The organism is Exiguobacterium sp. s64 (assembly GCF_018618035.1).
GTDB lineage: Bacteria > Bacillota > Bacilli > Exiguobacteriales > Exiguobacteriaceae > Exiguobacterium > Exiguobacterium mexicanum_A.
This window is the reverse complement of sequence record NZ_JACSLH010000004.1, coordinates 65,158-89,831: the sequence shown is the minus strand read 5'-3', so window position 1 is coordinate 89,831 and position 24,674 is coordinate 65,158. Positions and strand designations below refer to the sequence as shown.

The 24,674-nt window shown below is 54.9% G+C and carries 21 protein-coding genes; 7 read left to right on the top strand and 14 right to left on the bottom strand.

Annotated elements, in window-relative coordinates:
* Positions 1–430: 430 nt before the first annotated feature.
* Positions 431–1,072 (top strand): homing endonuclease associated repeat-containing protein, encoded by a 642-nt coding sequence (locus KNP64_RS07945; RefSeq protein WP_236634549.1) that lies wholly within the window; start codon positions 431–433, stop codon positions 1,070–1,072.
* 390 nt (positions 1,073–1,462) lie between these two features.
* Here KNP64_RS07945 and KNP64_RS07940 read toward each other — a convergent pair whose 3' ends face one another.
* Both KNP64_RS07940 and KNP64_RS07935 read right to left on the bottom strand, forming a co-directional pair.
* Complete coding sequence (locus tag KNP64_RS07940) at positions 1,463–3,145, bottom strand: GGDEF domain-containing protein (protein ID WP_214792642.1); 1,683 nt, start codon at positions 3,143–3,145, stop codon at positions 1,463–1,465.
* A 121-nt stretch (positions 3,146–3,266) separates the two neighbouring features.
* Positions 3,267–4,097 carry a DegV family protein gene (locus KNP64_RS07935; RefSeq protein WP_214754012.1) on the bottom strand — a complete coding sequence of 277 codons (831 nt, stop codon included), beginning with the start codon at positions 4,095–4,097 and terminating at the stop codon, positions 3,267–3,269.
* 168 nt (positions 4,098–4,265) lie between these two features.
* Here KNP64_RS07935 and KNP64_RS07930 point away from each other — a divergent pair, with 168 nt between their 5' ends.
* The 3 genes from KNP64_RS07930 (at position 4,266) to KNP64_RS07920 (ending at position 8,108) form a co-directional block, all read left to right on the top strand.
* The gene (locus KNP64_RS07930; RefSeq protein WP_214754014.1) at positions 4,266–4,964 is read left to right on the top strand and encodes an ABC transporter ATP-binding protein; all 699 of its coding nucleotides are present in this window, start codon (positions 4,266–4,268) and stop codon (positions 4,962–4,964) included.
* Between the two features lie 5 nt (positions 4,965–4,969).
* On the top strand, positions 4,970–7,291 hold the full coding sequence (locus tag KNP64_RS07925) for an ABC transporter permease (protein ID WP_214792639.1): 2,322 nt from the start codon (positions 4,970–4,972) through the stop codon (positions 7,289–7,291).
* Positions 7,292–7,379: 88 nt separating this feature from the next.
* Positions 7,380–8,108: a DUF4261 domain-containing protein gene (locus KNP64_RS07920; RefSeq protein WP_214792636.1), complete on the top strand. Its 729-nt coding sequence runs from the start codon at positions 7,380–7,382 to the stop codon at positions 8,106–8,108.
* Between the two features lie 10 nt (positions 8,109–8,118).
* Here the strand turns inward: KNP64_RS07920 and KNP64_RS07915 are convergent, their stop codons facing one another.
* From KNP64_RS07915 to KNP64_RS07885, 7 genes are all read right to left on the bottom strand, one after another.
* On the bottom strand, positions 8,119–9,036 hold the full coding sequence (locus KNP64_RS07915) for a DUF5996 family protein (RefSeq protein WP_214792633.1): 918 nt from the start codon (positions 9,034–9,036) through the stop codon (positions 8,119–8,121).
* A 106-nt stretch (positions 9,037–9,142) separates the two neighbouring features.
* The gene (locus tag KNP64_RS07910; protein ID WP_138858979.1) at positions 9,143–9,466 is read right to left on the bottom strand and encodes a thioredoxin family protein; all 324 of its coding nucleotides are present in this window, start codon (positions 9,464–9,466) and stop codon (positions 9,143–9,145) included.
* A gap of 19 nt (positions 9,467–9,485) precedes the next feature.
* Positions 9,486–10,337, bottom strand: a complete 852-nt coding sequence (locus KNP64_RS07905) for a DegV family protein (protein ID WP_138858978.1) — start codon at positions 10,335–10,337, stop codon at positions 9,486–9,488.
* A 133-nt stretch (positions 10,338–10,470) separates the two neighbouring features.
* Complete coding sequence (locus tag KNP64_RS07900; RefSeq protein ID WP_251126368.1) at positions 10,471–10,887, bottom strand: RDD family protein; 417 nt, start codon at positions 10,885–10,887, stop codon at positions 10,471–10,473.
* A gap of 18 nt (positions 10,888–10,905) precedes the next feature.
* Positions 10,906–11,979 (bottom strand): nitric oxide synthase oxygenase, encoded by a 1,074-nt coding sequence (locus tag KNP64_RS07895; RefSeq protein WP_214763458.1) that lies wholly within the window; start codon positions 11,977–11,979, stop codon positions 10,906–10,908.
* Positions 11,980–12,178: 199 nt separating this feature from the next.
* The gene (gene pulA, locus KNP64_RS07890; protein ID WP_214792627.1) at positions 12,179–15,100 is read right to left on the bottom strand and encodes a type I pullulanase; all 2,922 of its coding nucleotides are present in this window, start codon (positions 15,098–15,100) and stop codon (positions 12,179–12,181) included.
* Between the two features lie 181 nt (positions 15,101–15,281).
* Complete coding sequence (locus tag KNP64_RS07885) at positions 15,282–16,940, bottom strand: FAD-dependent oxidoreductase (protein ID WP_214792624.1); 1,659 nt, start codon at positions 16,938–16,940, stop codon at positions 15,282–15,284.
* A gap of 225 nt (positions 16,941–17,165) precedes the next feature.
* On the opposite strand from KNP64_RS07885, the gene KNP64_RS07880 reads away from it, so the two are divergent.
* Complete coding sequence (locus KNP64_RS07880) at positions 17,166–18,299, top strand: RNA-guided endonuclease TnpB family protein (protein ID WP_214792621.1); 1,134 nt, start codon at positions 17,166–17,168, stop codon at positions 18,297–18,299.
* Between the two features lie 77 nt (positions 18,300–18,376).
* On the opposite strand, the gene KNP64_RS07875 is transcribed toward KNP64_RS07880, so the two are convergent.
* From KNP64_RS07875 to KNP64_RS07855, 5 genes are read right to left on the bottom strand one after another with little or no spacing between them, the layout of a single operon-like run.
* Entirely contained in the window at positions 18,377–19,660 is a 1,284-nt protein-coding gene (locus KNP64_RS07875) for an arsenic transporter (RefSeq protein WP_214763463.1), read from the bottom strand.
* Positions 19,661–19,690: 30 nt separating this feature from the next.
* The gene (locus KNP64_RS07870; protein ID WP_214792618.1) at positions 19,691–19,969 is read right to left on the bottom strand and encodes a Fe-S cluster assembly protein HesB; all 279 of its coding nucleotides are present in this window, start codon (positions 19,967–19,969) and stop codon (positions 19,691–19,693) included.
* Positions 19,966–21,723, bottom strand: coding sequence for an arsenical pump-driving ATPase (gene arsA / locus KNP64_RS07865; protein ID WP_483299150.1), 1,758 nt, complete (start codon positions 21,721–21,723; stop codon positions 19,966–19,968). The genes KNP64_RS07870 and arsA overlap by 4 nt, the downstream gene beginning before the upstream one ends.
* Positions 21,724–21,737: 14 nt before the next feature.
* Complete coding sequence (gene arsD, locus KNP64_RS07860; protein ID WP_029594925.1) at positions 21,738–22,097, bottom strand: arsenite efflux transporter metallochaperone ArsD; 360 nt, start codon at positions 22,095–22,097, stop codon at positions 21,738–21,740.
* 13 nt (positions 22,098–22,110) lie between these two features.
* Positions 22,111–22,428, bottom strand: a complete 318-nt coding sequence (locus KNP64_RS07855; protein WP_214792612.1) for an ArsR/SmtB family transcription factor — start codon at positions 22,426–22,428, stop codon at positions 22,111–22,113.
* Positions 22,429–22,652: 224 nt separating this feature from the next.
* Between KNP64_RS07855 and KNP64_RS07850 the strand changes: the two genes are divergently transcribed.
* Together KNP64_RS07850 and KNP64_RS07845 are read left to right on the top strand one after the other, a co-directional pair.
* Positions 22,653–24,134 (top strand): SulP family inorganic anion transporter, encoded by a 1,482-nt coding sequence (locus KNP64_RS07850; RefSeq protein ID WP_214763465.1) that lies wholly within the window; start codon positions 22,653–22,655, stop codon positions 24,132–24,134.
* A 109-nt stretch (positions 24,135–24,243) separates the two neighbouring features.
* Positions 24,244–24,657, top strand: coding sequence for a universal stress protein (locus tag KNP64_RS07845; protein ID WP_214792609.1), 414 nt, complete (start codon positions 24,244–24,246; stop codon positions 24,655–24,657).
* Positions 24,658–24,674: the final 17 nt, after the last annotated feature.

Below are 24,674 nucleotides of genomic sequence, written 5' to 3'. Positions count from 1 at the left end.
TTTTTACATCAATTCCATTATTTTAGCAGACCACCTATTCCACTGACCACCCTTTCAAAAAAATTCGTTATTTTCAAAACTTTCATTGATTAGTCTGAAAATTAAATTTATTATAGAAGAGTACTCAACTGGTGCAACGGTGATGACCCCATTGGCCAGTTGGGTACTTTTTCGTACAGAATATGACATTTCAGTCACCATAAAACTTTTTGTTTACAATTGAACCCATTTACTATTAAATTTGTAATAGAACTGTTACCATTTTTTCTAATTTCATACCAGACCTTAGACCTATCCCGTTTCAAATTTGGTATGAAAAACTTGAAAAATGCACTTATAAATTGTAAAAACTGGCCGATAGTATGATTGTAGAAGCAATTTCGTAATCTTTGTCGGTTCAGATATGAGTCCATGGAAGGAGGAACCATCATTGAGTCAAACGCTATCCACTAAATCCCACCACTTGTCCACCGAGCAACAGAGGATGATTCACTGTATCCGTCTACTCGGCGACTTGTTGAAGGAACGTCCACGTCGCTCTGTGTATCGTCGCTTCGCGATGGAACAAAGCTGGCCATCTCCCGAGTCGATTATCCGACAGTTCGGGTCATGGGCCGAGGCGCTCGCCATCGCCGGCTACGAATGGCATGGAGAGGCGACCGTCGACCTCCCGGATAAAATGCCGAAGTACACGCGCGAAGATATCATCGAGACGCTTGCCCTCTACTCGCGTGACATGGGATCGATTATCACGCTCAAAAAATATCAGGAATGGCGCAAGCTTCATCCGAAAGCACCGAGCCATTACCATATCGTCAAGACGTTCGGCTCATGGCACGATGCGTGTGCCGAGGCCGGACTTGAAGCGAGTGTGACCTATTCCAAATCCGAGCTCTCGAACGCACTCCGTGAAGCGATTCACGAGATGGGCTTTTCTCTTTCCTTTGAAGCGTATCGCGAATGGGCAAAACGAAACAACAAACCATCCACGAAAGCCATCCTTCATCGTTACGGCTCGTGGTCGGCGGCGATTCACGCGGTCGAGTCAGACATCTTCAATCAGAAATTATAATCTTTCATTCATAAGGAGGACGCCGGGTATCCGGTGTCCTCCTTTATTTTGTAGGTGTACCGTTGTCGCTCGTCCTTTCGGCGCCCACGCTTTCTGCAGGCAATCCCGGAGCCGCATCGCTTACGCTGTTGGGTCTCCGTCGGATTGCTGTCCTGCAAGAGTCGGGGCGCCGAGGGACGAGCGAATCGAATTCGATTTAACATTCGTTCAACGGCGCCTAGGCCGGTGCCCGAACTCCTAGGGGAGAGCGATGCAAGGATGACCCCGTAAAGCGCGGTACGCGCTGCGGAGGCATCCGCATCGCCCCAGGAACGGAGGGCATCGGCCCAAGCATCGTTCATGTCGATCAGACAAAAAAGGAGAACACCGATGAGCCGGTGTTCTCCTTCATCATTGAATCCGTTCCGTCGACGTGTCGCGGTAATGGGCGACCCGGTCCCGTCCATTGAATTTCGCACCGACGTACATGGCCCGGTCGGCGTGGCGGAGCAATGTATCGAGATCCTCGTACTCGTGGATCGTCTCGATGCCGATGCTCGCCGTCACCTGGACGCGAATCCCTTCCGATCCGAACGGATGGTTGCGGAGCGCTTGACGAATCTTCTCCCCCGCCACGATGGCCGCGGCCTCATCCATCCGTGGGAAAACGAAGACGAACTCTTCGCCGCCGTAACGGATGACGAGGTCCCCACTCCGGATGAGACGCGTAAACAACACGCCGGCCTCAATCAACACCTCATCCCCGAACGCGTGACCGTACGTGTCGTTGATCGCCTTGAAATGATCGAGGTCGACCAAGAACACCGACAACGGATACGATGCGACATCGTTCAACCGCTCTTTCGTCCACCGCTTGAGCGCCCGCTGGTTCGGGAGTCCCGTCATCGGATCGGTCAAACTTTCATGTTGGAGACGGTTCCGTTCGTCGATCCGTTCGAGCGACCAGGACAGTGTCTTCAACAGGCGATGGAGCTCGACGGCGATCGCCCCGTCGTAAGCCCCGTTCGCCGTCGTCGAGATCATACAGCTGACCGCGTTCGTCGTGCTCGACACCGGTTGGATGACGAGTGCCGAATGATGGAGCTCGGTTTGATGTGCCTGCAGGTCGGGATGCCACTCATGAAGCGAATCATACACAAAGTATGGTTCTTCCGCATCACGGTGCCGTTCGAGTGTGTAGGCGTCGGCGACGGGGGTGGACGTACGGCCGCTGATATCATAAAACGTCCGGTGCTCGTCCCGATTGACTTGGAGCCAGCCGCGCTCGAGCTCGACGACTTCCCGGAGCCCGTTCCAAAACTTCTCGATGAGCAGTTGCTCGTTGTCGACGCGGTACAGTTGCTCTTTCAACCGTTCGACTTGATCGATCTTCGACTGCGTCTCTTCGGTCTCCGTCGCTTTCGATAACCCCATCTTGAGGAGCGACAGGATGAGGAACGTCGCCATCAGCCCCGTGTATCCGAACAGTTGGAACGCCTCGATGGCGACCATCGTGAACAACAGCTCGAGCGAGATGACGAGCCAGTCAAAACGGAGCAAACGCCACATGATCGGGAGCGGGATCCGTTCCCCAATCAAGAACCGCGATAGCAGGAAACTGAAGCCGAGGACGAGGAACAAGACGGCAAAGAACCCAATCAGCGCCGTACCTTGTTCGAGCAAATGAACGTTCGGTCCAATCTGTCCGCCGAGCCGCAAATAGACGAGCCCCGGCAAGACGAGGAGCATCGCCTCGATCAACGTATTGAGCGGATAGAAATGCAAAAAACGCCGACGTCCGACTTTGTTCGTGAACGTCCGGGCCTGAAACGTGAGTAAGAGGAGCTGTCCCATCAACAAGGCCGGCAACAGGCCGTACAAGAAGAACGTCATGAAGACGAACATCTCATGGAACGTAAAGTGAAGGTGCCGCCGCTTGAGCGGGTTCATGACGAACAGGGCGCCGAGCGTGAAGATGAACCAAAATAACGACCAATCAAACGTACCGATGCCGAGCCACATGTAGGCGAGGATTCCCATGAAGACGAGCGACCACGAGAACCAGCTTCTGATGAGGTACTTCCGAAATCGCATCGTCTCCCCCCTTTTCTTTATCATTCCTACATAGTATGAAGGGTTTTGGTGGAAGATTCCAGCCGTTGTTTGAAAGTTGTGACAATGAAAAAAGATCGCGACTCGCGTCACAATCCTGTCATCACTTTGCTTTTAAGAACGAAAAACCGATCGAGCCTGACCCCGTGTGGGCCCCAAGGAGCGGTGCGAGTGTGTCGACCCGAATTTTGGCTTTGTCGCCGAGCTCACGTTTCCACGACTCGGCCAGTTCTGGCACGTTCCCGTGGAAAATCGAGACGTCCGTGCATTCACCCGAATCGATGACTTGACGGAGCGCTTCGAACAACTGGGCTTGCGCCTTCTTATACGTCCGAACCGTTTGATACGGAACGATAAGACCGTCTTCGAAGCGAAGCACCGGCTTCAATTGCAACATATTCCCGATGAGCGCTTTCGACTTCGAGATCCGGCCGCCTTTTTGCATTTGCGTCAAGTTTTGCAAAATCAATTCGATGTGGACGTCCTCGACTCGTTGTTTCATATACGCTTCGACGTCCTCGAGTGTATCCCCACGCTCGACGCGTTCAATCAACTCTTCGAGCATGAGCCCCATCGTGTAGATGCCGGCCCGTGAGTCGATAGCGAGCAGTTTGAACTCGGCGATCTCTGCACCTTGAACCGATGCCGAATACGTCCCGCTCAAGTCCGACGACAAGTGGACGGCGATGCCCATATCATATTGATCTTTGATGCTCTCATACAAAGTGACGAAGTCGCCGATGGCCGGTTGGCTCGTCGAGACGCGTTCACCTGCGTCGATCCATTCGTACACAGTCTTGGCATCGACCTCGACCCCGTCTTTATACGGCTGGTCGCCTTTGACGACGTAGAGCGGAACGATATGGATGTCCGGGTGGTGTTGAATCGAATCAGGAAGGACGACCGTGCTGTCCGTAATATAAGCAATTTTCATAGTAGGATTCTCCTTCAATCAATATTAGTACCTGGTAATATTATTTTATCACAGGTGAAGCGGTTTCACTATTTTTTCAAAATTGAAATCCTATGAAGTTTCACATATTCCCGTCCGCGATATGCTCGAAACGGGTAAAAGATAACATCGGACAAAGGAGGAATCGGTATGATTCACATTCAGCACGTCAATAAAATCTATAAGACCGGGGACGTCGAGACCGCGGCGTTGAAAGACATCGATTTGACGATCAATGACGGGGCCTTCGTCGTCATCCTCGGCCCGAGCGGGAGCGGCAAGAGTACGCTGTTGAACGTCATCAGTGGCCTCGACACGGTGACGTCCGGGACGATCACGTTCGGTGACACCGTCTTGACGGACTTATCGTCCGAGCAGATGACAGCGTTTCGACGCGACCATCTCGGCTTCATCTTTCAACAATATAATCTACTCCAAAACTTGACCGTCTACGAGAACGTTCAAATCGGGGCCGATTTATCGACCGACCCGCTCCCAATCGAAGAGTTGTTGGATCAAGTCGGGTTAGCGGCTGCCCGCGACAAATACCCGTACCAATTGTCGGGCGGCGAACAACAACGCGTCTCGGTCGCCCGGAGTCTCGCCAAAAATCCGTCCATCATCTTCTGCGACGAACCGACGGGCTCGCTCGATGAAAACAATTCAAAACGGGTGCTCGAACTGCTCGAGCGCTTGAACGAGACGTACAACAAGACGGTCGTCGTCATCACGCACAACACGGGCATCAGTGAGATGGCCGATGACGTCATCAAAATGAACTCGGGACGGATCGTGGAGTACACGCACAACCCGGTCCGAAAAGCCGCTCGCGACATCCACTGGGGGTGAGACAGATGCTGTATAAAAACGTATGGAAGACGCTCGCCGGCAAATGGATGCAGCTCCTTGCCATCGCCGTCATCATCGTCATGAGCTCGCTCACGTATACGATGATGTTTTATGGCATCAGCGGCATCGAAGTGCCGACCGAGGAGTATCTCGCCTCATCGAATCAAGAGGATTTTGCCGTCGAGATGCTGAACCGGGTCACGGAAGAAGAGGCGGCCTTGCCTGAGTTGGCGGACTTCATCGCCTCCGGCCGCTACACGCTCTCGGACTTGCGACGTGTCGACGAGGCGGCGTTCGATGACTTGATCGCGGCACGCATCGACGCCGTCGAGGGCGAGATGGACGGCGCGACGCTTGAGCTCCGCGCCTCGAAGCTATTGACCTACCCGTTCGGCTCGAGCGAACACCGCGGACTCGTCTTGAAAGAAGCGGACACGATCAACGTGTCTTATCTCGAGGCTGGCAAGCGGCCTGAGCAAAACAATGAGATCGCCATCAATGCGAAATACGCCGAAAAGAACGGGATTGAAATCGGTGATTCGCTCGACCTCGGTACCCCTTTCACGGTGAGCGGATTCGTCTTGTTCCCGGACTACACGCTCCCGCTGTTTGATGAGAACTTCTTCAATTTGGATCCCGGCACGCAGACACTCCTTTTGATGACGGACGCCGCCTACGACGAGGTGATTGGAACCGAATCGTTCCGCCTTGCCGGTGTCACTGACGGGACGGTCGTGACCGACGTCGAGCTCCCGTTCGTCATCTCGGTCATGGAAACGGAAAACATCATGCGCAGCGGCGCCATCTATAGCGAGATCTCGTCTGGTAAAGCGATGGCGCTCGGCTTGAGCCTGTTCATCGTCTCGATTGCCGTCATCATCGTCGCCATCCTGATTTCGAACATGCTCGAGGCCGAGCGCGGACAAATCGGGCTCTTGAAAGCGATTGGCTACAACCGCCGCCAAATCGCGGGCCCGTACCTAGTCTTCATCTTGTTGTTCGCGACGCTCATGCTCGTCATCGGCTATTTCCTCGGGCTCTACTTCGCCGAGCCGCTCAAAAACCTGTACCTCGATTTCTATCTATTGCCGTCCATCACCATCGCCCAAAGCCCGCTCGTCTTTCTCACGGCTGTCTTCGCCCCGCTCCTGTTCTTCGCGCTCGTGGCGGGAGCCGTCATCTATAAAATCATGGGCGAGAGCGCTCTCGCTTTGCTGTCGCCTCGAGACAACGCCTCACTCAATCGACTGAGCCGCATCGTCAGCCGTCTGCTCCGGAACGCCCGCGGCAAGACGAAGTTCAAATATTTATACGCCGTCAAAAGCACGGGCAGTTTCATCATCTTCTTCCTCGGCATCCTGTTCTCGACCCTTCTCATCGTCTTCGCCCTCATGATGAACGGGGCCGTCGACCGGATGACCGTCGGGGAATTGAATGAGGCTGACTATGCGTACGAGGCGTATACAACGACGCAGCCCACGCTTCGTGACGGACAAGAACCGTTCCTCACCTACCCGTTCGCCTTCGCTCAAGACAACCTTGTCACGTTGAAAGGGCTCGATGCGACGAACACACTCTACCCTCTCGAAGACGAAGACGGGAACGAACTGGTACCGAAAGCGGATGAGATCATCGTCAACGCCTCACTCGCCTTGAAGCTCGGCCTCGAGACCGGGAACACGCTTGACATCGAACTCGACAACGAGACGTTGTCGTACCCGATCGGAGGTATCGCCGACGAATATGCGGGCGATGTCGTCTACCTGCCTCGGGCAACGCTCAGCGAACAATTATCGGGCGGGACGACACGTGATTTGTTCAACGGGATTTACGCGACCGAACGGCCGGACGAGACGGGCTATCCGACGGTCATCTCACGAAGCGGTCTGATTGAGCAGTCCCAATCGATCAATGAGTACATGAACTTGATGATGAACGTCATGATCGGCGGATCGGCCTTGATCGCCTTCAGCATCCTGTTCGTCTTGACCGCACTCACGGTCGAGAAAAATTATTACGTCATCTCGCTCTTGAAAGTGATGGGCTACGACCGGCGCGAGGTCCGCTCGATGATTCTCAATAGCTACTTCATCTACGCGCTCATCTCGGCACTGCTCAGCATCCCGATCGCCCTCCTCATCTTGCGGGTCATCATCGTCGTGTTCGCAGAAGATTACGGCCTCGTCCTGCCGCTCGAATTTGAATGGGTGTACGTGCTGTATACGCTCGGCGCGGTGACGCTCCTCTTCTTCGCGAGCACGTTCATCAGTCGTCGGAAAATCGATCAAATCCCGTTACAAGAAGTATTGAAGACGTATCAAGAATAATTTTTCGCCAAATAGGGCATAATAAGAGAAAAGACCAGGCCTCTCCCTGTGAGGGGCCTGACTATTTGAAGAAGAGGATGATTCTTATATGAACCGTACACAAGTGTTGCTCGCCATTCCAGGAAACTGGTCATCGGCCGAGGCAGTCAGCGAACAAATCAGTTTACATAGCGAAGGCTACACGATGGCTGGCCTACTGCTGTTAGAAGATGAGACCGGAAAAGCATTCACGGTCGAAGTCGTCGAGCGCGACCCGGCTCTCGCCGAAGCGATGATTCATGCCAGCTCGGGCGGTTTCACGCCGAAAATCGCGAAAGGGCTTACCCGCCACACGCATATCGTCTATTTGATCGTCGACGTCAATGACGTGACGGACATCGCGGCGGCCCGCCGTGCGGCCAATGCCATCTTGAACGCCGGCGGACTCGGCGTCATGGTCGAGACGGCTGGGGTCGCCTACTCGAAAGACGAATGGCAAGAGTCGAAAGAAGAAGACCTCGCCCTCCACTACTCGCTTCTCACAGCCATCACGGAAGAAGAAGACGCCTACGTCTCGTGGGGCATGAAAGCGTTCGGTCACGCCGACGTCGCCGTACCGGCCACGCTCGAAATTGAAGACGCGATTCACGTCGTCCATTCGTTCAACTTCCACCTCATTTCGGGTGGATCGATGTTCGGGGACGGGGACAGCTTCACGTTCGAGGACGGCAAAACGTTCACGGTCGAGATGGGTGAAGACGAGCGGACGTCCATCGACAACTTGCTCCATAACCCGTTCGGCTTGATTTACCTCGTGCCACAAGTCGCAGCAGAATAAAAACAAGGGCTCACAGACTTTCGTCTGTGGGCCCTTGTTTTGGTTGCGGCGGCATATCGAGCGGCAAGAAATAATGCGCGCACCCTTCCCAACCGAGCTGTTCACTCAACAGGTCTAACGATGTCCGGAAGAACGCTTGGATGTCACTTGACCGATCGACCTTCTCGAGCGACAAGAAACATTCGCTCATGTTGGCGTCATAGTAGGCGTCCGCTGGTTGAATCCGGTCCGAGGCGAGCTCGGAGTATTGAAACGGATACGGCAAGATAAAGAACATCGGCACGTCGACGGACGCATCCCCGAGCCAAAACCCGAACTCGATCAAGTGCTCATCGAACGCCGCCTTCTCAATCAGTTTGTCTTCCGGGAACGGCTCGAACTTCCCGTAGACGATCATCGACGACACGTCAAAAGTGCCCCAAAACAAAGCCGGTTTCACTTTCCGGCATCGGAGCGGGGCGAGAAACCTCGCTTGTTCCCGCGCGGCATATTGGAACAGCCGCACCCCTTTCAGCGCGGCATCGGCATCGTAAGCGAGCGGCGCCACATCCCGGTCCAAGTATCTGAGTTCTCGCATTTCCTGCGTCTTCGGATTGAGGGTAAGGCGGATGCCGGACGCTTGAAGCGTACCGATGATTTCCATGTAATACGTTTTGAGCGATTTTCCGTCCTCAAGCGGAAACATTGTCCGATTCGACTCGACGTGCACTGTGATGATTCCAGCCGCGACATCGATGTCCAGCTCGAACAACGTCTCCCCGCTCCAGAGCGGTCCGGTCGAAAACCCGTTCACGGTGAGCGGCAACGTGACGTGGGCCCATTGCGGTTCTTGCGGGGCGAGCCCGAGTTTGATTTTCCCTAATATTTGCGACAACAGATGTAGTGTGAGCTTCGTGTCCGCCCATTCGGAGTGGCGTATGATTTCCATCAGCGTTTCCTCATTTCTTCATTCGAACAAGTGACGCAGCTACTCCCCTGATTCCCTGTCCTCGACGCAAACAACCAAAAAAATCCACAGACGAGTGTCTGTGGATTCAACCGCGCATCTCTTGGAGACGCTCGAGTTGATGGGTCAGCTCGCCGATGGGGACGAACCGGGCCCGGCGGAGCGTCTCTCTGCCGTCGAGGAAAAACAGGACGACCGGGACGGTGAAAATCGAGTAGGCGCCGGCAATTTCCGGTACCTCGTCCGAATCGACGGCAATCGCCTCGATATCGGGGAACTCCGTCAACATCTCTTCGACTTGCGGTTTGAGCGAGTGGCAGACGCTACAGGTCGGATGCGAGACGTAGACGAGCAATTGGTCCGAGTCCGCAATCCGGTCTTGTAGCGCCGTGAGTGTGGTGACAGCTTCCATCAAACTCCCTCCTTTACGGTTACGCGTTGAGCCAGAGAATCCCGACCGTCTCAAACCCTGCGTGAACCGCGATCGACGGACAGAAACGCGTCTTGACGATTTCAATGTCAGGCAATTTTGCTTGGATGAGCGCGACGATATTGTCTTGCATCTCCGGCGCGAGCGCCGTTTGGACGAAGACGCGGTTGTTGTGGATGCCGTTCGCGGCGTGCCGACGTTCGAGCTCGGTCACCATCTCGGCGTATGCTTTTTTAAGCGAGCGTGCTTTTTTGAACGGGATGACTTTCCCCGTCTCATCGAGCGTGATAATCGGTTTGATGTTGAGGATGTTGGCGAGGAACATCTCGCCTGACGAGACGCGGCCGCCGCGGCGCATCGTTTCCATGTTGCCGATAATCATGAAGAAGTTCTTCTTATCGCGCCACGCTTCGAGCAAGGCGACAATCTCTTCGACCGACTTGCCTTCAGCTTCGGCGGCAAGACCGAGACGGACGAGTTCTTGCTGCGCCTCGAGCGCTGCGTGCGAATCGACCGTATATACTTTGAAGCCGGCCGCTTCGGCCGCTGCACTCGAGTTCTTCACGGTCGAACTCAAGCCGTTCGAGCAATGGACGGCGATGGCGCAATCATATCCTTCTTCTTTCAAACGTTCATAGCGGGCGATGAAGTCGCCGAAAATCGGCTGTGACGTCTTCGCCTCTTTCTTTTGGTCGATCATATAGCGGTGCAAGTCTTCGAGCGACAAGTCGACTTCGCTATAGCCGCTGCCGTCGACAATCAGTTGAATCGGGACGATATCGACACCGAGACGGGCCGCCTCTTCCTTCGAGAAATTGGCCATACTATCGGTAATCCATGCGATTTTGGTCATAACAAAAATCCTCCAATGGTCGTTCAATTTTTTCCTTTCTCATTATACCTTATTTTCCGGATTCGTTCCTTTCCGACTCATTCGCACGAAAAAAGACAGCCCGACTCGTCGTCGCGCTGTCTTCGGATTCGACTCATCGTGTCGAAATCAGTTTCGTATGAGCAAACTCATCATGCGGCAATTCCATGTTCTTGCCCGACTTGATCTGTTGCAGCGCTTTTAACAGCGGCAGACCGAGCGTGGCCGGATAGACGACGTCTTTATATAGCGTCCGCTTCACGACTTGTTCGAGCGAGAGCGAGCGCCCGTCTTGACTGACGACTTTAATCCCAACGACCTGGTCGCCGATTGTTTGGCCATTTTTACTGAGCAGGAAGTATACTTCCCCGGCCATCGTCACGAGCGTCGGTAAATAGTAACGTTTCACTTCTTTTCCAGGAAACAACTTCTTCCGAATCGTCTTCTCGACAAGTTTCGCTGGTGTTTGAAAAATGAGTTGGTCGATTTGACTGGCGACGGCACGTTTCCAAATTGGGACTGCCACGTTCATCATCCTCTCGTTTCGGTTCTAGGCTTTAGATTCCTCTTTTGCCTTCGCTTGAAACGCCGAAAACGGACAACCCGAGCGCGCGAACAAGTTCGGCGTCACAATTTTGTCATCATAGTGGCGGTGGAACACGTGCGTCGCGGCCGGAGACAGCGGTGGGATGAGCCAGCTCCATTGCCCGGTCACGTCGCGCCCGGCGTCCTGCTCGTTCTTCTCGAACCGTTTGAACTGTTTCGCCGCCGTATGGTGGTCGACAATCGTCACGCCGGCCCGTTCGAACGACTGCAAGACGGCGACGTTCAATTCGACGAGGGCCCGGTCGCGCCAAAGCGTCCGCTCTTTCGACGTGTCGAGCCCGAGCGATGCGCCGACGAGCGGCAACAGGTCATAACGGTCCGTATCGGCCAAGTTGCGCGCCCCAATCTCGGTCTCCATATACCAGCCGTTGAACGGGACCGAGGTGAAGCGCAGCCCACCAATTTCCAGTTCCATGTCGGCGATGGCTGGAACAGCGTGCCATTTAATCGGCCGTCCGCCGAACAAGTCGTACGCCTCGTGCTGAATGTCGACCTCGAGTACCGCATCGTCCGGCAATTCATAGAGCCGAACGTCACTCCCATCCGTGATCAGGAGCGGCAAGATGTCAAACGCAGTCCTGGTCCCGCTCCAACCGAGCCGTTCGGCCTGACGCGTCATCGTCAAAGACAGTGGATCGCCGATGATGCCGTCTTCTGTCTCATATGCCGCATACCGGATGAGTTGCGTGTTCAAGAGACGGAACTCGTTCGGGAGCACCGTCATCGTCGAGCGGATTTTCCCGCCGTTCGTCGCGTAACGCAAGTGGTCGATGAGTGCTTCGAACACATCGTCGAACGTCTCCGCGCCGCGGGCATCCCGGACGGTGAGCGTCTGCCAAAACAGACGGCCGATGCATCGGTTTGAGTTCCGCCAGGCGAGTTTCGCGCCCTCGGTCAACTCGTCGGTCGTGAGCGTATACGTTCCCGTACGGTCGATTTCTTTCGCAATCTCATCGAGCCGGTCCGTCTGATCGCCTTTTAGTTGTGAGAAAAAGTGTCGGGCTGCCTGAATCTCCATCTCATGTATCTCCTCTTTCGTTCTGTCCCTCCCATCTTAAGGGAAACCACACCCGTTTTCTACCCGGACGCGATAAAAAAGCAGGACGATGTGCGGGCTGTTCGATTGAACAAGCATGGGAATGATTTTTCGGAATCGCACATTGAACCGGATGGACATATAAAAAAAACCAGAGGTCGTTTGACCTCTGGTGAACTACTTAACGTTGTTTCACGACGACCGAGCTGTATGCTGGTACATCGACCGTGCCCGAGACGCGTTTGATCGCCTTCGTGCCCGCTTGTTTCCCATCGACGATGAGGTTCCATTGCCCGCTCGGCAATTTCACTTTGACCGTCTTGCCGTTCGCGTTGTGCGTGACAAACAAGTCTTTCTTCTGGCCTGGCGCTTTGTCATCGATCGAGTAGCTGATGACGTTCGCTTCGGCTTTATAAAATTTCAAGTTTTTCTTCACGTCTGTTGCTTTTGTCATGCGAAGACCTGGGTTGTCTTTACGCATTTCGATCAAGCCCTTCATGTACTGGACGTCCGCCTTGCGGTCAGCAGCCCGTTTCCAATCCATTTGGTTGATGCGGTCCGGCGATTTATACGAGTTGTGGTCGCCTTCTTTCGTCCGCATGAACTCTTGACCGGCATGGATGAACGTTGTCCCTTGGCTCGTCAAGAGGATGCTTGACGCGAGACGGTGCATTTTCGTACGTGTCGCTTCCGACGTTTTCGCGTTCGTGAGTTCGAGCTTGTCCCAGAGCGTGTGGTTGTCGTGCGCCTCGACGTACGTGATTGCTTGTGTCGGTTCTTTCGTGAAGCCTTTAATGTCGGCGCTGTAATCGATTTCGCCGACGATGCCTGTCTTGATGCGGTTCTCAAGGCCGGCTTTCCCGTTGATGAAGCCGTTGTCCGAATCGATGAAGACACTGCCTTTCAAGCCGTCGCGGATGTTGTCGTTGAAGTGCGCGATGCCCGGCATCTTGTATGCGTTCTTCTGGTTCGCTTTCTTCGCCGGGTCGAGCGGCGTGCTGAGGTCCCAACCTTCGCCGAAGACGAGGATGGAAGGGTCCACTTTGTTCAACGCCGAACGGACTTGGTTCATCGTCTTGACGTCATGGATGCCCATGAGGTCGAAACGGAACCCGTCCCAATGGTACTCTTGCGCCCAATAGACGACCGAGTCGACGATGAGCTTCTGCATCATCTTGCGTTCCGACGCGGTGTCGTTGCCGACGCCTGTTCCGTTCGCGAAGTCGCCGCCCGCTGTGTAACGGTAGTAGTAACCTGGAACGATCTTATGCAAGTTCGAAGCCTGCGCATCGAACATGTGGTTGTAGACGACGTCCATGACGGCGCGCAAATTATTGTCATGGAGCCCTTGAATCATTTGCTTCATCTCGCGAATCCGGACTTTGGCGTCATACGGATTCGTCGAATACGAGCCTTCCGGTGCGTTATAGTTTTTCGGGTCATAGCCCCAGTTGTACGAAGCATCCGGTTTCGTCTCATCGACCGAAGCCGTGTTATAGTCATACACCGGAATGAACTGGACATGCGTGACACCAAGGTCTTTTATATGGTCGAGACCCGTCTTCGTGGCCGTTTTCTTGCCGTTGACGAGAAGGCGTGTGCCTGGCTCGACGACGCCGAGATATTTGCCTTTGTTTTTGATGCCTGAGTCGTACTTGTCTGACGTGACGTCGAAAATCGACAAGTCGCGGACGTGCGTCTCATAGATGATCGCATCTGTTCGTTTCGCCAATTTCGGCTTCATCGAGTTCCAACGTTTCGGTTTCGTCTCGTTCAAGTCGACGACGACCCCTTGGTCCCCGTTCACACCGACCGCCGTCGCGTACGGATCGACCGCGCGGACGCTGCCTGATGCGTGCTTGACGTTGTACGTGTAACCGATGCCGTCCAAGTCGCCGCGGACGTCCGCGACCCATGTCCCGCGTTCGCCACGCTTCATCGAAATCGTCTTCTTCAAATCTTTATCCGAAGCTGGACGCGTTTTCGGCATGTTCCATAGTTCGAGTTTCACGTCTTGTGCCGTCGGGGCCCAGAGGACGAATTGTGATTTTGAGTGTTTGTACGTCACACCGAGCTTGCCGTCAAAGGCGTACTTCGCATCGAACTCCGGTGACCGGAGCACGTCGCCCGCTTGGAGCACTTTGTCTCCGAACGTCGGGTGCTTCGCCGTGATGACCGCCGCCAAGTCGATGTCGGCCTTGAAGCGGACCGTGACCGACTTGTCGCCTGACTTCTCGAGAGATTCGACCGTTGCGCCTTCGACCGTCAATTCGCTCAAGAACTTGTCATCGATGACGCGGTTGAGCTTGAGTTCCGCTTGGCGGAACGTGTCCGCCTCGAATGAGATGATTTTCGGTGAGCGATCGATTTCAGGTTCTGAGTAGTAAATCGTCGAATCTCCTTCGACGAGCCAAATCTCTTTCGCCGTGCTGAGTGCGAACCGGTCTGGCCCATCTTTTTCGGCCCATTCGCCTTTTTTCGTGACGAGTCCGATGAGCTTCTTCGCGTCCGGGTTGGCGAACTTCACGTTCGCGACACCGCCGAATGCGTCCGTTTCATCAAAGTTGATGCTTTGACCGTCTCCACCGTCTGGCCATGTCCAAAGACCCCAGTCCGTGTATGTATTGTCGTAACGGAAGTAATGAACTTTCATATCCACGTCCGTTGCTGCCGTCTCCCCGTCCGGGTTCGACGTATAGATCTTCGAGTCCCCTGACTTGATCCACACTTCGGCAACTCCGTCTTTAATCATATCGCTCGTGATGAAGCGGTCGTTCTCCGACCCTTTATCTTTCTCCCAGTTGTCCGTTCGGACGATGAGACCGAGCTTTTCTGGTGCATCGACCGGGAATTCGTAGGCCGCCACCTTTCCGAAGTCGTCTTCGCCATTGAAGGCGAACGGTTTGTTCGGGAAATAATCTGGGTTATTCGCCCAAAGCCATAAGTTCCAATCCATTTGATTGTCCGGTGCCTCTTGATAGTGCACGACGACGAGTGTCGACTTGTCTTTCTCGAGAGCGGACGATGACATCGGAAACATTGAGAACACTAGTGCAAACGTTAGCACAACTGCCCATGCCTGTTTCCATCGTTTGTTGACCATGTGGGTCCCTCCTTGTAGCATAATTTCAGGAAAACGCTTACACAAAAATTGTAAACGTTTCCTTTTCGAAATACAATCTTTTTCTAAACAATAGGGAAGTACTCCTATCTCGAGAGTGACTTTGGAAGGCGATGACAAAACGGCACAAAAAAGGCGACCTGATGATGCAGGCCGCCGCATATTAATTCCCATATTTCTTGAACAACTGATAGTTCTTGTTCCCACCCGACAAGTTGTAGACGTCAGTGAATCCGAGGTTACGGAGCACGTTTTGCGCTGCGTTCCCCGTCACCCCACCGTTGCAGTACACGACGGTCGGCTTGTCTTTGTCCATGTCTTTGGCGGCTTCGCGCAAATTGCCGAGCGGTACGTTCACGGCACAGTCGACGCACGCTTTCTCGAACTGCGAGGCTTTGCGCGTATCGATGATTTGCATGTCCTCCCCTGCATCAATCCGTTTCTGCAGCTCGCCCGGCGTGATGAGACGCGCCGATTGGTTCATACTGTTCGCGAGTGCCATGCCTGTGTACATGACCGGATCTTTCGTCGTCGAGAACGGCGGGGCGTACGCGAGGTCGAGATGGAACAAGTCATCGACTTTCGCCTTGAACGTGATGGCCGTGACGAACACGTCGATGCGCTTGTCGACACCTTCGAAGCCGACGATTTGAACGCCGAGCAGTTGGCGTGTCGCCCGGTCACCGATCGCTTTAATCGTCATGTCCTTCCCACCCATATAACCCGGTTTGTCCGGCTTCGTGTTATGAAGCACTTCGATATCGTAGCCAAGTTCACGAGCTTCCCGTTCTGACAGACCGGTCTGCGCGACAGCGAGACCGAACACTTTGAAAATGCCCGTCCCGAGGATGCCACGGTGTTCCAGGTCGCCTCCTGTGATTAAATCACCGAGGGCGCGCCCCATCTTGTTCGCCGTCGACCCGAGCGGACGCCAAATCGGCTTGCCTGTGACGAGCGAGAAGCTTTCGGCGACATCGCCAGCCGCATAGACGTTCTTCACGTTCGTCTCCATGCGCTCGTTGATGGCGATCGCGCCCGTCTCCCCGATTGTGACACCAATCGACTTCGCCAGTTCCGTGTTCGGACGGACACCGACGGAGAGAATGACGAGGTCCGTTTCGACCGTCTTGCCGCTCTCCGTGACGACGCGTTCGACGTGACCATCACCGACCAGTTCCGTCACCGTCTCACCGAGCATGAGTTCAATGCCGTTCTTCTCGAGGTGATCCTCGACGCGGCAGGCCATGTCCTTATCGAGCGGCGGCATCACTTGTGGGAAACGCTCGATGATCGTCACATCGATGCCGCGCAATTTGAGCTGCTCGGCCATCTCGAGGCCGATGAAGCCGGCGCCGATGATCGTCGCGTGCTTCGGATTCGTTGCGTCGACGAAGTTGCGTGTCGCTTCCGCGTTCAGGATGTTACGGATCGGGAACACGTTGTCCGAGTCGACACCCGGGATCGGCGGGATGATGCTCGAGGCACCTGTCGCGAGGACCAACGAATCATAGCTGTCCGTGAACGATTCACCCGTCTCAAGGTTCTCGACCGTGACCGTCTGTGCGTCGGCATCGACTGCCGTCACGTTATGACGTGTCATGACGTCAATTTGATAGCGCTTCTTGAAGAATGCCGCGTCACGAGGCGTCAAATCGTCGCGTGACTCGACTTCGCCGCCGACGTAATACGGGATGCCGCAACCTGAGTACGAGATATCGTAATCGCGATCGTAAATCGTAATCTGTGCGTCTTCATTGTTACGACGTGCTTTTGCCGCGACCGACGTACCGGCGGCGACTGAACCGATGATGACCAATTTCATAAAAAACACTCCTTAACTGATTTAGGCGAGAATTCTCCCTCCTCTAAGCGTCTGGGGCGAAGCCCAGCGTAGGTGGGAGATGAATCGCCCGTCCCTTACACCTTCGGCCACCGCTGTGACGAAACGACGAACAAAAGTTCGTGATTCCGTCAGATTTCCTTGCCCCTCCGCGGGTATCGGAATGGGACGAGCATCATTCTGACACCGGGAAAAGGAGGGACGGACATGCTGAAGGGCTACAAATACCGGCTCCACCCGACGCCGGCACAGGCCGAGTTCCTAGTCAAGACGATCGGCTGCGCCCGCTTCGTCTACAACAAGCTGCTCGAGGACCGCATCGCCATCCACGAGGAGGCGAAGGCGAGCGGCGGGCCGAGGCGGAAGCCGCCGACGCCGGCCTCCTACAAGCCGCTGTTCCCGTTCCTTTGCGAGGCGGACAGCCTCGCGCTCGCGAACGCGAAGCTACACCTCGACACGGCGTTCGCGAGGTTCTTCGACGGGACGGCCGGCTTCCCGGTGTTCAAGTCCAAACGAAAATCGCGCGCCTCCTACACGACGAACAACCAGCACGGCACGGTCCGCATCGAGGCGGGAAAAGTCCGTCTGCCGAAGGTCGGGTTCATCCGGTTCACACAGCACCGCGACTTCGACGGCGAGATCCGCTCCGCGACCGTGTCGATGACGAGGACGGGCAAGTTCTTCGTGTCGCTCCTCGTCGAGCAGGACGACGAGCCATGGATCCCGGCCGAGCACAAGGTCGGCATCGACCTCGGGTTGGAACACTTCGCCACCATGACGAACGACAATCTCGTCACGGAGAAGATTGCGAACCCGCGCAACCTGCGAAAGGCCGAGGCGCGGCTCAAACAAGCGCAGCGCGCCCTCGCCCGCAAGAAGCCCGGCAGCAGGAACCGCGAAAAGGCCAGGCTCATCCTCGCGAAGAAGCACGAGCAGGTCAGGAACCGCCGGCACGACTTCCTCCACAAGCTGTCGCGACGCATCGTCGACGAGAACCAAGTCGTCGTGGTCGAGACGCTCCGAACGAGGGAGATGATGCAGGACCGCCGCCTGGCAAAGTCGATCGGGGACGCCGGGTGGGGCGAGTTCGTCCGGCAACTCGAATATAAATGCAGGTTCTATGGACGGACACTGATCAAGGCCGACCCGTGGTTCGCCTCGACCCAGGTCTGTTCGAGCTGCGGCGAGAACGGCGGCAAGAAGGACCTGCATATCCGCGAGTGGACATGCAGCGCATGCGGCGCACACCACGACCGCGACGTCAACGCGAGCCTCAACCTGCTGCGTCTCGCCGACCGGAACACCTCAGGGCAGGGACTGCCCGACGAGCTTGGCAAATAACCGTGGCTGGTCGAAGCACGGTCTTCCCAAGAAGCTCCCACTTCAGGTTGCGAAGCAAGCAAGTGGTGAGTAGTTCACTAAAGTAGTAGGCTGATATATAGTCCGAGCAACGTGATGGCGAGCGTCGGGATCGTCAAGATGATTCCGACTTTAAAGTATTGACCCCAACCGATTTTAAGCCCTTTCGTACGGAGCACATGGAGCCAAAGCAACGTCGCGAGTGACCCGATTGGTGTAATCTTCGGACCAAGGTCGGAACCGATGACGTTCGCATAGATGAGCGCTTCCCGAATCTGACCGGTCGTATTCGTCAAATCGATGGCGAGCGCGTCGATCATGACGGTCGGCATATTGTTCATGACCGATGACAAGATGGCGGCCAAGAAGCCCATCCCGAACGTGGCGCTGAAGGCGTTCACGGCGAACCAGTCGATGAAGTTGGCGAGCACTTGCGTCAGTCCCGCGTTTTGCAGACCGTAGACGACGATATACATCCCGAGCGAGAAGAAGACGATCGCCCAAGGCGCCCCGCGTAGGACGGACCTGGTCGGCACGGCCGGTGAACGGTTCGCCATGATGAGGAAGAACAACGAGATGACGCCTGCGACGAGCGAGACCGGGATGCCGATGACGTCACTCGTGAAGTATCCGATGACGAGAAGTGCGAGCACGACCCATGACAAACGGAACATTTTATGGTCTTTGATGACCGAGGCCGGCTCGACGAGTTTCGATAAATCGTATTGCTTCGGAATGTCCTTTTTGAAATACAAATACAAGACGAGCAAACTTCCGGCTACGGCGAATACGTTGACGAACACCATCCGCGCCGCATATTCGGCGAAACCGATGCCGAAGAAGTCGGCCGAGACGATGTTGACAAGGTTCGAGACGACGAACGGCAGACTCGCTGTATCGGCGATGAACCCGGACGCCATGACGTATGCTAACACGACCGCGTCCGGAAGCTTGAGCGCCCGCACCATCGCGAGCACGATTGGTGTCAAGATGAGCGCCGCTCCGTCATTGGCGAACAACGCCGCGACGAGCGCACCGAGCAACGTGATATAGACGAACAGCTTCACGCCGCCGCCTTTGGCGATGCGGGCCATATGTAAGGCAGCCCATTCAAAAAATCCGATCTCGTCCAAGATGAGCGAGATGATGATGATGGCGATAAATGTGAACGTCGCGTTCCAAATGATGCCCCAAACGGTACCGACGTCGTCCAAATTGACGACCCCGGTGAGTAAGGCGATGACCGCCATCCCCATCGCCGAGTAACCGATGCCGAGGCCTTTCGGTTGCTTGATGATGAGGAAGAGCGTCACCAAAAAAATCAAACTAGCAATCCACTGCACAATGAGTTCCTCCAATAGTTCTCTATTTGTTTAGCACGTCTGTTGTAAGCCGCGAAGCACGAGGCTGACGCCGTCTTCTGTCGACTCGACGTCGAGCGTGACGTTCTCCGCTATCGCTTCGGCATCTTTCGCGACGGCGAACGTGAGTCCGTCGAAATCTTTCACATCATCCGTCGTTTCCGGAGCCGCGACGACGAGACCGAGTGTCGGGCCACAGCACCCGGCTTCCGTACAGATGCGAACCGATTTTATTTCCTCTTTAATCAGTGCATCTTTCATAAAATCGATCGCTTCATTCGTAACGTTCATGTAACTTCCTCCTTGAGTAGTTGTGACAGTGCCGGATAACCGACCGGCAGTTGTTCTTGCCATGCGAGTAACGTCGGACGCGGATAGGCGTTCACCCGCTCGAGCCATGCCGCCTCGCTCGCGACTTTCGCCGTCAGCAACTTGCTTGTCACATCGAGTGGTGTGAACGATTGGTTGACGACCCAGGCGAACGGTTGAATCTCGGCCCGTTCTAAGTCAGCGACGAGCCGCTCGGCTTCATACACTGGTGTCGCTTCAGGCAACGTCGTGATGACGACGTGCGTCTGTTTCGGGTCGCGCAGTTTTGGTAACAGCTCGCGGACCGCGTCCGGGACGACCCCGGTCGACCGTTCGAGTTCGCGGTGATAACTCTCGGTCGCATCCAAGAGAAGAAGCGTATGACCCGTCGGCGCCGTATCGATGACGACGAAGCGGTTTTTCGCTTTTGCCACTTGATTGGCAAAGGCACGGAAGACGGCAATCTCTTCGGTGCAAGGCGAACGTAAGTCCTCTTCGAGCATCATGCGCTGCTCGTCGTTCATGTCCCCCGCTTCCCGGAACACATCCATTCGGTACTTCTCGATCTCGACTTTCGGGTCAATCGCATCGACGGTGAACGTATCCGGGACGTCCAAACCGATCGTAAAAGCGACATGCGCGGCCGGGTCCGTCGTCGTCAAATGGACGGCGTGTCCTCGCTCACTGAGCGCGACGGCGACGAGCGAGGCGAGCGTCGTCTTGCCGACCCCACCTTTCCCCATCGTCATGATGACGCTCGGTCCGTCCGCCTCGATTTCGTCGACGAGACGATCGATGGATCCGTAACGGTTCGTGTCATAACGTGTGTCCGGGACGGCGACCGTCTCCCCGTTCACAAAACGACGGAGCGCCGGGACACCGACGAGGTTCTCATAGGCATATGGGAGCGTGAACGTCTCAAGGTCGGCGACACCTTTCGGAAGTTCACGGAGCGCCTGTTGTTGACGCTCGATGAACCGTTTCGTATAGCGGTCCGTCCCTTCATCTGAAGCGACGACGCCGTTGATGACAAGTTGCATCTGTTCGATTCCGATTGCATGAAGTTCGGTCGCGGCACGTGCCGCTTCGACGAGCGTCGACGTCTCCGGACGAGCGACGAGCAACAGCGTCGTTTCCTTGCCGTTGGTGAGCGTCTCGACGGCCCGTTTATACTGCAGTTGCTTGTCAGCTAAACCAGCGAGCGGACCGAGGCAAGACGCACCAGTCGTGTTCGTCTCTAAAAATTCATCCCACGCACTTGGCAACGTCAATAACCGCAGCGTATGACCAGTCGGCGCCGTGTCAAAGATGACGTGATCGTACGTCTCACGTGCCGACTCGGACGTCAACAGCTCGGTGAACTGGTCGAACGCCGCGATCTCGACTGTACAGGCGCCGGACAGCTGCTCTTCCATCGACTGGATAGCCACGTCCGGAAGCACGCCGCGATATGGTCCGACCATGCGTTCCATGTATTGTTTCGCTGCCTCTTCCGGGTCGAAGTTGGCGATGGCGAGCCCTGTTTCCGGGACGAGGCGCGGTGTCTCGTCAAGTTCCATCTCGAACACGTCCTGAAGGTTGCTCGCAGGGTCGGTCGAGATGAGCAAGACACGCTTGCCTCGGTCAGCGAGCGTCAAGGCGAGGCTCGAAGCGGTCGACGTCTTGCCGACACCGCCTTTACCGGTCAAAAACACATAGCGCGTTGGTTCGATTGTCGTGAAATCAAAGCGATTCATCATGACCCGCCTCCTTATTTTTTAAGCGTGATGCGGACTTTCGGCTTTTCGCCATCTTGTTTCGCGAACGCTTCGACCGGGAGTCCTGTCAACTCGGCAATCTCCTCGTTCGTCATGTAAGCGCCTCGTTTGACGACGGCACCGTCGACGACCGTAAGTGGGAGCGTCTCAAGGCCGTTCGCGATTTCAGCTTGAACATGGACGTTCTCGACGAATCGGTTCGGCTCGGAGGCAAGGTTATAACGGGCCACATCAAAGCCGCGTTGTTTTAATACGTAATGGATGGTCGCAATCCGCGTCAGCTCCGGATCGATTGAAGGACCACAAAGTCCGGTCGGGCAGCACATGGCTGGTTCGAATACTTCAAGTTTCATCGTTGACTCCTCCTTAAATCGCACAGTCCGTTTCGCAGGCACAATTCGCCTCGACCGTCTCGATTTTGTCGAGCAAATCGATGACGATTGAGTAGAATGGGCTCGTCTCGTTCAATCGATAGTGAATCCATTGCTTGTCGCGGCGCTCTAACAGGAGCCCTGCTTGCCGCATCATCTTCAAGTGGCGGCTAATGGCTGGCTGCGAAATGTCGAAACAGTCAACAAAACTGCAGGCACATTGCTCACCGCCTTGCATTTGTTTGAGCATCGTCAAACGGGTCGGGTCGGCGAGCACTTTGAGCACTTTACTTAAATCATCTACCGTATGCATCGTCATTCTCCTTCTCTGTATAACAAATCCGTTATATAACCTTTACGTTATGAAAATACCATAGTTTCTCATGCGGAGCAATTGTCTTCTCATAAAAAGTTCGGTATGATGAAACACGTTGTGAAAACATGTGTCGGTCGAACGACTTCTTTCATATAATGCGGCGTTTGATCTTCGTGAGACTCGGAGATCAAAGTCAAAAATATATAGAGAGGTGTGTTCTTTTGGAAAAATTGAATACGATCAAACAAGATTGGCTCGGCAACGTCCGGGCCGACGTCCTAGCCGGCTTCGTCGTCGCACTCGCCCTCATCCCTGAGGCGATTGCGTTCTCGCTCATCGCTGGAGTCGATCCGATGGTCGGGTTATATGCGTCATTCATCATCGCGATGGTCATCTCGATTGCCGGTGGTCGTCCGGCCATGATTTCGGCTGCGACCGGGGCGATGGCGCTCGTCATCGTCTCGCTCGTCGCCGACTACGGGTTACAATATTTACTCGCGGCCGGGATTCTCGCTGGGATCATTCAAATTGCGCTCGGCTATTTCGGCATCGCCCGCTTGATGAAGTTCATCCCGCGCGCCGTCATGGTCGGCTTCGTCAACGCGCTCGCGATTTTGATTTTCCAGGCACAGTTGACGAACTTTGAAGGTGAGAGCTGGATTATCTGGGCGCTCGTCATTGGATCGCTCGCCATCATCTTCTTGTTCCCACGCATCAACAAAGTCATCCCGGCACCGCTCGTCGCCATCGTCGTCATGACGATTCTGGCGGTCACGCTCGGGCTCGAGACGAAAAACATTAGCGACATGGGTACGATTTCAGCAACGCTCCCGGAATTTTTATTCCCGAACGTCCCGTTGACGTTTGAGACGTTGATGATCATCCTCCCCTACTCGATCTCCCTCGCCTTCGTCGGATTGATCGAATCGCTGTTGACGGCACAAATCGTCGATGACATGACGGGCACGGATTCGAACAAGAACCGAGAATCAAAAGGACAAGGTATCGCCAACATCATCGCCGGTCTCTTCGGCGGGATGCCAGGGTGTGCGATGATCGGTCAATCGGTCATCAACGTCTCGTCCGGTGCTCGCGGCCGACTGTCGACGTTCGTCGCCGGACTCGCGTTATTTATCATGATCATGACGATGAGCGATGTATTGATGCTCATCCCGGTCGGCGCCCTCGTCGGTGTCATGTTCTTCGTCTCGTACGCGACGTTTGACTGGGGCTCGCTTAAGGCGATGCGCACCGCTCAAAAATCAGATACGGTCGTCATGCTCGTGACGGTGCTCGTCACGGTTGTCACCCACGACTTGTCACTCGGTGTCTTCGCCGGGATCTTGACGGCAGCGATTCTCTTCGCCGCAAAAATCTCGAAAGTCGAACTCGATCGCAGTGTAGACGCCGATCGTGCTCGTTACATCGTGAACGGTCAGCTCTTCTTCGCCTCGACGTCTGAGTTCGTCAATCAGTTCGATGTGACCGAAGACGCCGAAGCCGGTGTCAAACACGTCACGATCGACTTCTCGAACACCCATCTTTGGGACGACTCGGCCATCGGTGCCATCGATAAAGTCGTCTTCAAGTATCGCGAAGTCGGGATCGAGCCGGAACTATTAAACTTGAACAAAGATTCAGAGAAACTGCTCAATACGCTCGCGCTTCACTTGAAACAACAAGAAGCAAACGCTGGCCATTGATTTGGTCTCTACAGGAGTGGACAATCGCGTTCACTCCCATTTTTTTATCCATGGCTCTACAAAATCGCATATACTAAAAGTAGATTGTGTGAAAGAGGAGGACGTTTTTATGGGAAAGGTATTTTTAGCGGCAGACGGATCTGCCCACTCGAAGCGAGCGCTTGAGAAAGCGATCCAGCTCGCCATCGCATCAGACGCATCGATCGACATCGTCCATGTCGTCAGCGCCAAAGAATCGAAAGAAGCCGCGCTCAACTCGACCGGAAAACTCGATCTCGAAGCGAAGCGAAAATTGATGTTACAACCCCTGTTCGACCAAGTGGTCGCGGCCGGGCTCGAATATGAATATATCGAACTTCGTGGGGAGCCGGACATCGAGCTCGTCAAATATGCGAACCATCAACCATACGAGTATGTCGTCGTCGGTTCACGCGGACTGAACACGTTCCAAGAGTTTGTGCTCGGCAGCGTCAGCCATAAGCTCGCCAAGCGCGCCCTCGCCCCGGTCATCATCGTCAAATGATTGTCACCCTTTCTTTA

Excerpts from the sequence above, each read along its gene's own strand:
- KNP64_RS07845 (WP_214792609.1), top strand. The coding sequence starts at position 24,244 with ATGGGAAAGGTATTTTTAGCGGCAGACGGATCTGCCCACTCGAAGCGA.
- KNP64_RS07900 (WP_251126368.1), bottom strand. The coding sequence starts at position 10,887 with ATGAACGTGGCAGTCCCAATTTGGAAACGTGCCGTCGCCAGTCAAATC.
- KNP64_RS07930 (WP_214754014.1), top strand. The coding sequence starts at position 4,266 with ATGATTCACATTCAGCACGTCAATAAAATCTATAAGACCGGGGACGTC.
- KNP64_RS07910 (WP_138858979.1), bottom strand. The coding sequence starts at position 9,466 with ATGGAAGCTGTCACCACACTCACGGCGCTACAAGACCGGATTGCGGAC.
- KNP64_RS07940 (WP_214792642.1), bottom strand. The coding sequence starts at position 3,145 with ATGCGATTTCGGAAGTACCTCATCAGAAGCTGGTTCTCGTGGTCGCTC.
- KNP64_RS07870 (WP_214792618.1), bottom strand. The coding sequence starts at position 19,969 with ATGAACGTTACGAATGAAGCGATCGATTTTATGAAAGATGCACTGATT.
- pulA (WP_214792627.1), bottom strand. The coding sequence starts at position 15,100 with ATGGTCAACAAACGATGGAAACAGGCATGGGCAGTTGTGCTAACGTTT.
- KNP64_RS07880 (WP_214792621.1), top strand. The coding sequence starts at position 17,166 with ATGCTGAAGGGCTACAAATACCGGCTCCACCCGACGCCGGCACAGGCC.
- KNP64_RS07935 (WP_214754012.1), bottom strand. The coding sequence starts at position 4,097 with ATGAAAATTGCTTATATTACGGACAGCACGGTCGTCCTTCCTGATTCG.
- KNP64_RS07855 (WP_214792612.1), bottom strand. The coding sequence starts at position 22,428 with ATGCATACGGTAGATGATTTAAGTAAAGTGCTCAAAGTGCTCGCCGAC.
- KNP64_RS07925 (WP_214792639.1), top strand. The coding sequence starts at position 4,970 with ATGCTGTATAAAAACGTATGGAAGACGCTCGCCGGCAAATGGATGCAG.
- KNP64_RS07905 (WP_138858978.1), bottom strand. The coding sequence starts at position 10,337 with ATGACCAAAATCGCATGGATTACCGATAGTATGGCCAATTTCTCGAAG.
- arsD (WP_029594925.1), bottom strand. The coding sequence starts at position 22,097 with ATGAAACTTGAAGTATTCGAACCAGCCATGTGCTGCCCGACCGGACTT.
- KNP64_RS07920 (WP_214792636.1), top strand. The coding sequence starts at position 7,380 with ATGAACCGTACACAAGTGTTGCTCGCCATTCCAGGAAACTGGTCATCG.
- KNP64_RS07885 (WP_214792624.1), bottom strand. The coding sequence starts at position 16,940 with ATGAAATTGGTCATCATCGGTTCAGTCGCCGCCGGTACGTCGGTCGCG.
- KNP64_RS07895 (WP_214763458.1), bottom strand. The coding sequence starts at position 11,979 with ATGGAGATTCAGGCAGCCCGACACTTTTTCTCACAACTAAAAGGCGAT.
- KNP64_RS07915 (WP_214792633.1), bottom strand. The coding sequence starts at position 9,036 with ATGGAAATCATACGCCACTCCGAATGGGCGGACACGAAGCTCACACTA.
- arsA (WP_483299150.1), bottom strand. The coding sequence starts at position 21,723 with ATGAATCGCTTTGATTTCACGACAATCGAACCAACGCGCTATGTGTTT.